Origin of the sequence: Rhodococcus sp. IEGM 1330 (assembly GCF_033142445.1) — a bacterium.
In the GTDB taxonomy this organism is placed as follows: Bacteria; Actinomycetota; Actinomycetes; order Mycobacteriales; family Mycobacteriaceae; genus Rhodococcoides.
Map to the genome: position 1 here is coordinate 291,031 of NZ_JAWLSB010000006.1, position 12,119 is coordinate 303,149.

Annotated in this window: 10 protein-coding genes; 6 read left to right on the forward strand and 4 right to left on the reverse strand. The window is 65.6% G+C overall.

All coding sequences use genetic code 11. From position 1 onward, the window contains the following. Positions 1 to 5 precede the first annotated feature (5 nt). Positions 6 to 1,451 carry a Fe-S cluster assembly protein SufB gene (gene sufB / locus R4P57_RS16360; protein WP_317803856.1) on the reverse strand — a complete coding sequence of 482 codons (1,446 nt, stop codon included), beginning with the start codon at positions 1,449 to 1,451 and terminating at the stop codon, positions 6 to 8. Then, on the reverse strand, positions 1,448 to 2,332 hold the full coding sequence (locus R4P57_RS16365; protein WP_317803857.1) for a metalloregulator ArsR/SmtB family transcription factor: 885 nt from the start codon (positions 2,330 to 2,332) through the stop codon (positions 1,448 to 1,450). Before R4P57_RS16365 ends, sufB begins: the two co-directional genes overlap by 4 nt. Before the next feature lie 147 nt (positions 2,333 to 2,479). On the opposite strand from R4P57_RS16365, the gene mptB reads away from it, so the two are divergent. From mptB to R4P57_RS16385, 4 genes are read left to right on the forward strand one after another with little or no spacing between them, the layout of a single operon-like run. Continuing rightward, on the forward strand, positions 2,480 to 4,183 hold the full coding sequence (gene mptB / locus R4P57_RS16370) for a polyprenol phosphomannose-dependent alpha 1,6 mannosyltransferase MptB (RefSeq protein ID WP_411742378.1): 1,704 nt from the start codon (positions 2,480 to 2,482) through the stop codon (positions 4,181 to 4,183). A 38-nt stretch (positions 4,184 to 4,221) separates the two neighbouring features. After that, positions 4,222 to 5,124: an ABC transporter ATP-binding protein gene (locus R4P57_RS16375; protein WP_411742385.1), complete on the forward strand. Its 903-nt coding sequence runs from the start codon at positions 4,222 to 4,224 to the stop codon at positions 5,122 to 5,124. 2 nt (positions 5,125 to 5,126) lie between these two features. Next, the gene (locus R4P57_RS16380) at positions 5,127 to 5,921 is read left to right on the forward strand and encodes an ABC transporter permease (protein WP_411742386.1); all 795 of its coding nucleotides are present in this window, start codon (positions 5,127 to 5,129) and stop codon (positions 5,919 to 5,921) included. A 55-nt stretch (positions 5,922 to 5,976) separates the two neighbouring features. Continuing rightward, on the forward strand, positions 5,977 to 6,963 hold the full coding sequence (locus R4P57_RS16385) for a heme A synthase (protein ID WP_317803860.1): 987 nt from the start codon (positions 5,977 to 5,979) through the stop codon (positions 6,961 to 6,963). Positions 6,964 to 7,102: 139 nt separating this feature from the next. Here the strand turns inward: R4P57_RS16385 and R4P57_RS16390 are convergent, their stop codons facing one another. Next, a complete protein-coding gene (locus R4P57_RS16390) occupies positions 7,103 to 7,474 on the reverse strand; it encodes a hypothetical protein (RefSeq protein ID WP_317803861.1) in 372 nt (123 codons plus the stop codon). 136 nt (positions 7,475 to 7,610) lie between these two features. Here R4P57_RS16390 and R4P57_RS16395 point away from each other — a divergent pair, with 136 nt between their 5' ends. Further along, the gene (locus tag R4P57_RS16395) at positions 7,611 to 8,576 is read left to right on the forward strand and encodes a quinone oxidoreductase (protein ID WP_317803862.1); all 966 of its coding nucleotides are present in this window, start codon (positions 7,611 to 7,613) and stop codon (positions 8,574 to 8,576) included. Between the two features lie 24 nt (positions 8,577 to 8,600). On the opposite strand, the gene R4P57_RS16400 is transcribed toward R4P57_RS16395, so the two are convergent. Further along, positions 8,601 to 9,608, reverse strand: coding sequence for a heme o synthase (locus R4P57_RS16400; protein ID WP_317803863.1), 1,008 nt, complete (start codon positions 9,606 to 9,608; stop codon positions 8,601 to 8,603). Between the two features lie 411 nt (positions 9,609 to 10,019). On the opposite strand from R4P57_RS16400, the gene tkt reads away from it, so the two are divergent. Next, on the forward strand, positions 10,020 to 12,119 hold the full coding sequence (gene tkt, locus R4P57_RS16405) for a transketolase (RefSeq protein ID WP_317803864.1): 2,100 nt from the start codon (positions 10,020 to 10,022) through the stop codon (positions 12,117 to 12,119).

Below are 12,119 nucleotides of genomic sequence, written 5' to 3' on the forward strand. Positions count from 1 at the left end.
TTCACTTATCCGACCGACCCTTCCATCTGCAGCTCGATGAGCCGGTTGAGCTCGAGCGCGTATTCCATCGGCAGTTCGCGAGCGATCGGCTCGACGAAGCCGCGCACGACCATCGCCATGGCCTCGTCCTCGGTCATGCCGCGGCTCATCAGGTAGAACAACTGATCGTCGCTGACCTTCGAGACGGTGGCCTCGTGGCCCATGGACACGTCGTCCTCGCGGATGTCGACGTACGGGTACGTGTCGGAACGACTGATCGTGTCGACGAGCAATGCATCGCACTTGACCGTCGAGCGCGAACCGTGTGCACCCTTGTTGATCTGGATCAGACCGCGGTACGACGTCCGGCCACCGCCACGAGCGACGGACTTGCTGACGATGTTCGACGACGTGTGCGGTGCCAGGTGCAACATCTTCGAGCCGGTGTCCTGGTGCTGGTCCGGGCCTGCGAACGCGACCGACAGAACCTCGCCCTTGGCGTACTCACCGGTCATCCAGACGGCCGGGTACTTCATGGTGACCTTGGAGCCGATGTTGCCGTCGACCCACTCCATCGTTGCGCCTGCCTCGGCCTTGGCGCGCTTGGTGACGAGGTTGTAGACGTTGTTCGACCAGTTCTGGATGGTCGTGTAGCGGCAACGACCACCCTTCTTGACGATGATCTCCACCACGGCGGAGTGCAGCGAATCCGACTTGTAGATCGGCGCGGTGCAGCCCTCGACGTAGTGCACGTAGGCACCCTCGTCGACGATGATCAGCGTCCGCTCGAACTGACCCATGTTCTCGGTGTTGATCCGGAAGTAGGCCTGCAGCGGGATGTCCACGTGGACGCCCGGCGGGATGTAGATGAAGGATCCACCGGACCACACCGCGGTGTTCAGTGCGGAGAACTTGTTGTCGCCTGCGGGGATGACGGTGCCGAAGTACTCGCGGAACAGCTCCGGCTGCTCCTTGAGGGCGGTGTCGGTGTCGAGGAACAACACTCCCTGAGCCTCGAGGTCCTCACGGATCGAGTGGTACACCACCTCGGACTCGTACTGAGCGGCGACACCGGAGACGAGGCGCTGCTTCTCCGCCTCGGGGATGCCGAGCTTGTCGTACGTGTTCTTGATGTCCTCCGGCAGGTCGTCCCACGTTGCGGCCTGCTTCTCGCTGGACCGTACGAAGTACTTGATGTTGTCGAAATCGATGCCGTCGAGGTTGGAACCCCAGTTCGGCATCGGCTTGCGCTCGAACGTCTTGAGCGCCTTGAGGCGCGCCTCGAGCATCCACTCGGGCTCGCTCTTCTTCTGCGAGATGTCTCGAACGACAGCCTCGGAAAGACCGCGCTTGGCGCTTTCACCGGCTACGTCCGAGTCGGCCCAGCCGTATCCGTAGGTGCCGAGCGAGGCGATGGTCTCGTCCTGGGTCAGCGGCGCGGTGGGTGTCACCTGGTCTGGTGTGACGGTCATGCGGGCTCCTTCCGGAGGCGTGGGCGTTCTCCGACGCGGGGCTGCGCGTCGGAAGTCTTCTTGTCGGAACTATCGGTGTTCGAGTACCGCGTCGGTGACAGCGGTACGTGCGTCGTGCAGGCGCAATTGCCGTTTGCGATGGTTGCCAAACGCTGCACGTGTGTGCCGAGGATCTCGGCGAACGCGGTCTGCTCCGCCTCGCACAGCTCCGGAAACTCGGACGCGACGTGCGACACCGGGCAATGGTGCTGGCAGATCTGCACACCGTTGCCCACCTGACGGGTGGTGGCAGAAAAGCCCGCCGCGCTGAATGCGTCGGCGATTCGGCCGGCGGCGTCCTCCACGGCATGCGCATCGGATCCCGTCGCCGGCTCCACGTCGGCCACGATGGTGTTGACGCGTTGCCGAGCGAATGTCTCGATGGCCGCGTCTCCACCGATCTTGCGTAGCTGCCGCATGGCGGCACCGGCAAGATCGTCGTAGGTGTGGCCGAGACGGTTGCGCCCGGCTGCGGTGAGCTGAAAATGCTTGGCCGGTCGGCCCCGGCCACGTTGCCGCGCACCCGCGGGGGTGGTGATGCGGGCCTCGCCCGCGTCGATGAGTGCGTCCAGGTGACGTCGGACACCCGCCGCGCTCAACCCCAGTCGAGTACCGATGTCTGAGGCGGTGATGGGGCCCTCTTCGAGGAGCAGAGTGACCACAGCGCTCCGCGTCTGCCCCTCGGGGGCCGACGCAGGTCGCACCGACGAAACGCCTGCGCCGGAGGCCGATGACTCGACACTTCCCGGACGCACGAGCGAGCTCTCGGTTGTTTTCACAACACCAGTGTGACGGAATTGCTGTACCCGGTCCAGCAAGGGTGCCCTATGCAGGTCGGTCATCCAGCACGGTGGCCGATGCCACGACGGCGGGTGGAGCACGGTGCAGGTCGTGCGCGAGTGCACCGCTACGCTCCCACTGTGCCATCGACCGACAGTGAGCCCAGTTTCGAGAGCTCACCTTCCGCGAGCGGTCCCGAGTCTCCCTCGGTGTCCGGCACATCGAAGTCCACGCCGGCTGCGCTCGTCCACAGGTTCGTCGTGACCCCCGCTCGTCGAGTCATCGGCCTCGAGCCGACGCCTCCCGGCGGGGTGGTCGCCACCCTGCACGGAGACGAGCAGGAGGCACCGGGGCTGAATCCGTCGGAGACGAACCAGCTCAGGAACATCCGCCGGTTCGGTGCCGCGGGCGCACTGCTGATGACGATCGGCGCCCTCGGCGCAGGCGCGCAGCCGGTACTGCAGAACCCGATCGCAGGCGTCCGCTTCCTGAGCCTGCCGTCCCGGATGGCGACCTCCGCTCTGACCGTCACGATGACCGGAACCGTCATCGTGGTGATCGCGTGGTTGCTGTTGGGAAGATTCGCGTTGGGACGCACGCGATCGGGAGCCACTCCGCGTCGACTCACTCGTTCCCAGATGGACCGCACGCTGCTGCTGTGGATCCTGCCGTTGTGCGTGGCACCGCCGATGTTTTCGCGCGATGTCTATTCGTACCTGGCCCAGAGCGAGATCACCGCACGTGGACTCGACCCGTACGAGGTCGGTCCGGTCGATGCACTCGGGGCCGACAACGTACTGACTCGAACGGTTCCCAACATCTGGCGCGAGACCCCGGCACCCTACGGTCCGCTGTTCCTGTGGATGGGGCGTGGAATCACGTACTTGACCGGCGAGAACATCGTCGCCGGCATCTTCCTCCATCGCCTGCTTGCGCTGGTGGGTGTAGCGCTGATCGTCTGGTCGCTGCCACGTCTCGCCCGACGCTGCGGGGTTGCGTCGGTGACGGCACTGTGGCTCGGTGCCGCGAACCCGTTGCTGCTGTTCCACCTGGTAGCCGGTATCCACAACGAAGCCCTGATGATCGGGCTGATGCTGGCGGGTACCGAACTGGCGCTTCGCGCGATCGAGCACTCGGGTGCCTTACGAAGTACCGATATTGCGTTCCTCGTCGGCGGAGCAGGCCTGATCGCACTGTCGTCCGCGATCAAGATTCCCTCGCTCATCGCGCTCGGCTTCGTGGGGATGGCATTGTCGAGGAGATGGGGCGGGACCCTCAGATCCGTGATGTACGCGGCACTGCTGCTCGGCTCGATCGCCGTCACGGTCCAGGTCGCCGTGAGCCTGGGCAGTGGGCTCGGCTTCGGCTGGATCAACACTCTTGGTACCGCGGGGGTGGTGCGCAGCTGGATGTCGATCCCCACGATCCTCGGTCTCGGCACCGGATTCGTCGGCGTGCTTCTCGGCCTCGGCGACCACACCACCGCTGTGTTGGGTCTCACTCGCCCGATCGCTGCCGTCGTCGCGGGAATCATCGTCGTCCGCATGCTGATCGCCGTTCTGCGCGGCCGCCTGCATCCGGTCGGCGCACTCGGCGTCGCGCTCGGGGCCGTCGTTCTGTTGTTCCCGGTGGTGCAACCCTGGTACCTGCTGTGGGCGGTGATTCCGCTGGCGGCGTGGGCCACGACTCCGTCGTTCCGGCGTCCTGCCATCGCCTTCTCGTCGTTGGTGAGCGTGATCCTCATGCCGAACGGCAGTGAGTACCAGCCGTTCCAGATCGTGCAGGCCGCAATCATGACCATCCTGACGATCGCAGTGCTCTATCTGTTCACGCGAAACCGGATGCCGTGGCCCACCCGCACCGGACCACCGGCACGCGACCGCAGCACCGACGAATACGCTGAGTCCTCGTGATCTCCGGGACGTCCGACGCGGCGCAACCTGTCGTACAGCTGACCGACGTACGCAAGTCGTACGACGGTGTCAGTGCCGTCGACGGACTGAGCCTCGACATCGGCCCCGGCGAGGTTCTCGCGCTGCTGGGCCCCAACGGTGCCGGAAAGACCACCACCGTCGAGATGTGCGAGGGATTCGTCGCACCCGACAGCGGCTCGGTCCGGGTCCTCGGACTGGACCCCATGGCACAGTCGGCGCAGCTGAGGCCACGCATCGGCGTCATGCTCCAGGGCGGAGGTGCGTACCCCGGTTCCAAAGCCGGCGAGATGCTCCAACTCGTCGCCTCGTACTCGGCCGACCCACTCGACCCGGTATGGCTGCTCGACTGCCTCGGCCTGACCTCGGCCGTCCGCACCCCGTACCGGCGGCTCTCCGGTGGGCAGCAGCAGCGGCTGGCCCTGGCCTGCGCCATCGTCGGACGGCCCGAACTGGTGTTCCTCGACGAACCGACGGCCGGGCTTGACGCCCAGGCCCGGCTGCTCGTGTGGGAGCTGATCGACGCCCTGCGCCGCGACGGTGTCGGCGTGTTGCTCACGACGCATCTGATGGACGAGGCCGAGCAGCTCGCGGACCGGCTGACGATCATCGACAACGGCCGCGTCGTCGCCTCGGGCACTCCGTCGGAGCTGACCAAGCAAGGAGCCGAGGGCCAACTGCGCTTCACCGCACCCCCGGGACTCGAACTGTCCATGCTCGACGCGGCACTTCCCCCGGGTTACGTACCGTCGGAACCGACGCCCGGTTCCTATGTGGTCTCCGGCGTGATCGAGCCGCAGATACTGGTGATCGTCACGTCCTGGTGTGCACAGCAGGACGTGTTGGCCACCGAGTTGCAGGTCGACCAGCGCCGCCTCGAGGACGTGTTCCTCGAGCTGACCGGCAGAGAATTGAGGAAGTGACCGTGCGCAGAGAAGCCCGGCTCGCCGACAACCGATTCGAGACAGGTCTGTTCACGCCTCGCCCGCAGCCCGCGTCGGCTGCGCGCATGCTGCTCGCGCAGACCCGCCTCGAACTGAAGTTGTTGCTGCGCAACGGTGAACAGTTGCTGCTGACGATGTTCATCCCGATCACACTGCTGATCGGATTGACCCTGCTGCCCTTCGGCGAACTCGGCGTCGACCGAGTTGCCCGTGTGGTCCCGGCCGTGATGATGGTGGCCATCATGTCGACGGCGTTCACCGGCCAGGCGATCGCTGTCGGCTTCGATCGCCGCTACGGCGCTCTCAAGAGGCTCGGCGCGACACCACTTCCGCGGTGGGGCATCATCGGCGGCAAATCCGCCGCCGTGGTGATCGTGGTGATTCTGCAGTCGGTGCTGCTCGGCTCGATCGGCGTCGCTCTCGGATGGCGCCCGAGCGCGACGGGTCTGTTGCTCGGGGCAGTCATCATCGCTCTGGGAACCGTCACCTTCGCGTCGATGGGACTGCTGCTCGGCGGCACCCTGCGCGCCGAGATCGTGTTGGCGCTGGCGAACATCGCCTGGTTCGTGATGCTGGGCATCGGCAGCGCGGTGTTCGTGGACGATCAGATCCCCCAGGGACTGCAGAACGTCGCGCGCATCGTTCCGTCCGGCGCGCTGGGCGAAGCCCTGAGCAGAGGTGTGTCCTCGTCCTTCGACATCTTCGGCGTGGTCGTCCTGCTGGTGTGGGCTGCGGTGTGTGGCACCCTCGCGGTCCGCACGTTCAAGTTCACCTGAGCGACGCTCGCTACCCAACGACGCTGTGTAGTTGATCGGCGTTTACCATCGTGGAGTGCTGTACAGAGCGTTCTTGCGCGTCGTCGATCTCCTGCCCTTGCCCTCGCTTCGAGTGCAGCGGGTGCTGGCATTCATCGCGATCGTGACGCAAGGTGGCATCGCGGTCACCGGTGCCGTCGTTCGCGTCACCGGATCCGGTCTCGGGTGCCCCACGTGGCCACAGTGCTTCCCCGGTAGCTTCACTCCCGTCGGGGTCTCCGAGGTACCGATCCTGCATCAGGCTGTCGAGTTCGGCAATCGTCTGCTCACGTTCGTCGTTGTTCTCGCCGCTGCCGCCGTCGTCATCGCCGTCACCAGGGCGCGGCGTCGTCGGGAAGTGCTGTTCTTCGCCTGGCTGATGCCACTCGGAACCGTCGTGCAGGCTGTGATCGGCGGATTCACGGTGCTGACCGGACTGCTGTGGTGGACGGTCGCCGTTCACCTCGTCGTCTCGATGGCGATGGTGTGGCTGGCCACGCTGCTGTACGCCAAGGTGGGCGAGAGCGATGCGCCGTCGGAGTCGACGCCCACGGTGCCCGGTGCACTCCGCGCGCTGACGGGACTGTCCGGGATCGCACTGACAGGCGTGCTGATCGCAGGCACCATGGTGACCGGGGCCGGACCGCACGCAGGCGACAAGAGCATCGAAGAACCGGTACCGCGCCTCGGTATCGAGATCGTGACGCTGGTGCACGCACACTCTCAGTTCCTGGTCGGCTACCTCGCCCTGCTCGTCGGACTCGCTTTCGCCCTGTATGCAGTACGTGCGCCGAAGGCGGTGACGTTTCGACTCAATGTCCTGATCGTCCTGGTGCTCGCGCAGTCTCTGATCGGACTGGTCCAATACTTCACCGGGGTTCCCGCCGTACTCGTCGCCTTTCATGTGGCCGGTGCGGGCGCATGTACCGCCGCCACCGCAGCTGTCTGGGCGGCCTGCCGTACTCGCGGCCCGGCCGCGACCGAGAAGATCGAGACCACCGAGGACGTCGCAGTTCGCTCGTGACGACCGATCGAGCTTCGAACAAGGTGGAGGGGCAGCCGACCTCCCCCTCAGATGGCCGACTGCCCCTCCACTGACTTCGACGCACCGGGTACCGAGATGGTTCCCGCCGAATCGAACAAGTTTTGCGACTTTTCTCCGCTCAGACGATCGCCTGGTTGCGCGCCTTCGGAAACTTCTTCTGACCGGCTACCCACCCGGCCATCTTCTCGTGGTGTCCGGGTGCCGGATTTACCGAACTGACCAGCTCGCGGTCCCATTCGGCCTCGGTCAACTGGTCGAGACCGTCGACGATCGCGCGGGCGATGGCGGTCGTCGCCACCACCTGGTCCCCCAATACGCCGTCGGCACCGACCATGGTCAGCCGAGTTCCGGCCCGACCGATCGGCTGGATCACCACATTGGCAGAGTTGCCGTGGTCGGCGAGAAAGCTCTTCACTGCCGCGAGCGTTCCTTTGGGAACGTCGTTCGACTCGTTCTTCTCGATGCCCGCACTGTCGATTTCGGTAGCCATGCCGACACGATACCGAGGTCGTCCATGATCCCCACACCGACCCATCGAGTCGTTACTGATCGGTAACTTCGGTCGCGTGCGTGCATCGAGCCGATCTGTGCACCCGGGTGCGACGCGCCCGTGTAGAACGGTGTTCATGCGTGCCATTCGAATAGACAACATCGGCGGACCCGAGGTCATGAACATCGTCGACGTTCCGATACCGACACCGGGACCTGGGCAACTCCTGGTCCGGATCGACGCCGTCGGCATCAACTACATCGACACGTACTTTCGGCGCGGACTGTACCCGCGCGCGCTGCCGTACGTTCCAGGCGACGAGGGATCCGGGGTGATCGAACAGGTCGGAGAGAACGTCACCGGCTTTGCACCGGGACATCGCATCGCCTGGGCCGCAGCACCGGGTAGCTACGCCGAATACGTCCTGGTCGACGCCTCCTCGGCCATCGCGGTTCCCGACGGCGTTCCTGCCGATCAGGCCGCCTCGGCACTGCTTCAGGGGATGACGGCGCACTATCTGATCGAGTCCACCTATCCCGCTCAGCGGGGCGACACCGTGCTGGTGCACGCAGGCGCAGGTGGCGTCGGACTGTTGTTGACGCAGATGGCGGTGGCAAAGGGCGTGAAGGTGATCACCACGGTCTCCACGGATGCGAAGGCCGAGCGGTCCACTCATGCCGGTGCCGCCCACGTGTTGCGCTATGAGGAGAACATCCCCGCACGCGTGCGCGAGATCACCGACGGCGAGGGCGTGCACGCGGTGTACGACGGCGTCGGCGCCGACACGTTCGAGGCAAGTCTGGCGTCGCTTCGAATCAGAGGGACGCTGGCTCTGTTCGGTGCCGCGAGCGGTCCGGTCCCGCCGCTGGATCCGCAGCGGCTGAACGGCGCAGGATCTCTGTTCCTGACCAGACCCACGCTCGCGCATCACATCCGAGACCGGGCCGAACTGGAGTGGCGCGCCGGAGATGTGTTCGCTGCGATGTCGAGCGGCGCTCTGACCGTCGAGATCGGCGCGCGGTACCCGCTCGAGGACGCGGCCACAGCCCATGCCGACCTGGAATCACGCAGGACGACAGGGTCGATCGTGCTCGTTCCCTGACCGATCGACCGGGGGGACGCTCGCTCAGGACAGAAGCTGGGCGAGCGTCTGCCAACCCAGAACCGAGTCGACGGCCAGGCCGCAGAACACCAGTGCCAGGTATTCGTTTGAGAGAATGAACAGCTTGAGCGGTTTGACCGGAGTTCCCGCTCGCACGCCTGCGTACAGACGGTGGGCCACGACGAGGAACCACACTCCCGACGCCACGGCGACGGCCGCGTAGACGATGCCCGAGCCCGGTGCCAACGCGAGCGTTGCGGCAACGGTGGCCCACGCGTAGAGCACGATCTGTTTGGTGACCTTCGTTTCCGAGGCGACAGCAGGCAGCATCGGCACGTTGGCGGCCTGGTAGTCCTCCTTGTAGCGGAGCATGAGCGCCCAGGTGTGCGGCGGCGTCCACAGGAAGATCACCAGGAACATCACCAGCGCCTGCCACCCGATCGTGCCGGTCACGGCGGACCAACCGATCATCACGGGCATACAACCGGCCGCGCCACCCCACACCACGTTCTGCGATGTGCGCCGCTTGAGCACGAGTGTGTAGACGAAGATGTAGAAGCAGATGGTGACGACGGCGAGCACACCGCTGAGCAGATTCGTGATGGCCCACAGCCAGAAGAACGAGAACACACCCAGAACGAGCCCGAAGATCAGGGCGTGCGAGACGGGCATGGCACCACGGGCGAGTGGGCGCTTCTCGGTGCGCTTCATCACCTTGTCGATGTCTGCGTCGACCACCATGTTCAGTGTGTTGGCACTGGCCGCGGCCAACATTCCGCCGAAGAGTGTGGTGAGGATCAGCCACGGATCGACGTTTCCTCGGTCGGCCAGCAGCATCGCCGGGATGGTCGTGACGAGGAGGAGTTCGATGACCCGGGGCTTCGTGAGCGCGACATACGCAAGAAACAGTGCAAGTGCTCTGCGCGGGGCGGACGTCGCCGGCGCGGCCTGCGTGGGCTCACCCTTGTCGTCTGCTCCGAATCCGGGGCCGCCGGCGAAACCGTGTCCGCCCGGCTGCTGCCCAATTCGCACTGCGTCTCCTCGCACGACTGTCGTTCTCTGGCGCTCGGCCACTTGCTCACGTGCCACCGGCACGCGGGTTGACTCTCCATGGCGACACTTCGACGCCTGCGCGCACGCGCGGTTCTCCGCAACTACTACTGCGGGAGCCGACGAACGTGCGCCTACTACAACCGATGGTAGACGGCTGGGTGTGCACCTCCAATTCGCAGGGCACCCAAAGTGAGGAATACGTCGCCTACGAGTAACCCGCGCGCAATCGCCCGGGGGAAGGCACGACAGTAGGGTCGGACAGAACTAGGCTGGTGGAGGACGTCCTTCGGCACCGACCGCGTGCGTGCTTCTCCCAGGCGCATCGCAGTCGCCGCCGAACGACGATTCCTCGGAGCCACAACTCGAACGAATGTCAGGAGATTTCTGCTCGTGTCGATCACAGACGATATTGACGTCCTCACCACGGCGCACCACCCGAGCGACTGGACGGACCTGGACACCCGAGCGGTCGACACCGTTCGTGTTCTGGCAGCGGACGCAGTGCAGAAGGTCGGCAACGGCCACCCCGGAACCGCGATGAGCCTGGCCCCCCTCGCCTACACCCTCTTCCAGCGCACCATGCGTCACGACCCAACCGACACGCATTGGATCGGCCGCGACCGGTTCGTGCTCTCGTGCGGGCACTCGAGCCTGACCCTCTACCTGCAGCTGTACTTGGGCGGCTTCGGACTCGAACTCGCCGACATCGAGGCACTGCGCACCTACAAATCCAAGACTCCCGGACACCCCGAGTTCCGCCACACCGCAGGTGTCGAGATCACCACCGGCCCGCTCGGGCAGGGACTGGCATCTGCCGTAGGCATGGCCATGGCGGCACGGCGTGAGCGGGGCCTGTTCGATCCTGAGCCGGCACTCGGCGAGAGCCCGTTCGATCACTTCGTCTACGTGATCGCCTCCGACGGAGACATCGAAGAAGGCGTCACGTCCGAGGCGTCGTCGCTGGCCGGTACTCAGCAGCTCGGCAACCTGATCCTGTTCTACGACGACAACAAGATCTCGATCGAGCACTCCACCGACATCGCCCTCTCCGAGAACACGGCCGCGCGCTACGAGGCCTACGGCTGGCACGTCCAGGTGGTCGAGGGCGGCGAGAACGTCACCGCGATCGAAGAAGCCGTCGAGGCCGCCAAGGCCGTCACCGACAAGCCGTCGATCATCGTGCTGCGCACCATCATCGGTTTCCCGGCCCCCACCATGATGAACACCGGCGCAGTCCACGGTGCCGCACTGGGCGACGAGGAGATCGCGAAGGTCAAGCAGGCACTCGATTTCGACCCCGCCAAGACGTTCGAGGTCACCGACGAGGTCATCGGCCACACCCGCAAGCTGCAGGAACGCGGCCGCAAGGCCCACGCCGAGTGGACCGTCGAATTCGACGCCTGGGCCGCGCGCGAGCCCGAGCGCAAGAAGCTGCTGGACCGACTGACCCAGGGCACGTTGCCCGAGAACTGGACCGACGTTCTGCCCACCTGGGAGCCCGGCAGCAAGGCCGTCGCGACACGTGCGGCGTCGGGCGAGGTCCTCAACGCCGTCGGACCTGTTCTCCCGGAACTGTGGGGCGGCTCGGCCGACCTCGCCGGCAGCAACAACACGACGATAAAGGGTGCGAAGTCCTTCGGCCCCACGTCGATCTCCACCGACGACTGGGACGCCGAGCCGTACGGCCGCACGCTGCACTTCGGCATCCGTGAGCACGCGATGGGCGCCATCCTGTCGGGCATCGTCATGCACGGCCCGACCCGCGCGTACGGCGGAACGTTCATGCAGTTCAGCGACTACATGCGGCCGGCAGTTCGGCTCGCGTCGTTGATGGACATCGACCCCATCTACGTGTGGACCCACGATTCCATCGGCCTGGGCGAGGACGGCCCGACGCACCAGCCGGTCGAGCATCTCGCCGCGCTGCGGGCCATCCCCAACCTCTCGGTCGTGCGTCCCGGTGACGCCAACGAGACCGCTTTCGCGTGGCAGGCAGTGCTGGCCAAGTCCAGCAGCAGTGGCCCCGTCGGCCTCGCACTGACGCGTCAGGGCATCCCGGTCCTCGACGGCACCAGCTACGAGGGCGTCTCCAAGGGTGGATACATTCTCGTCGAGTCCTCCAAGGCGACCCCGGACGTCGTACTGATCGGCACCGGTTCCGAGCTGCAGTACGCCGTGGAGGCACAGAAGCAGCTCGAGGCGCAGGGCATCGCCGCCCGCGTCGTCTCGATGCCGTGCGTCGAGTGGTTCGAGAGCCAGGATCAGAACTACCGCGACCAGGTGATCCCGCCCACCGTCAAGGCCCGGGTGTCGATCGAAGCCGGCATCGCGATGCCGTGGTGGAAGATCGTCGGCGGCTTCGGCGAAATCATCTCGCTCGAGCACTACGGCGAATCTGCCGACGCTGCAACACTTTTCCGCGAGTTCGGCTTCACGGCCGAGGCCGTCACCGCAGCCGCACAGCGCTCCATCACCAATGTGAAGGGATAA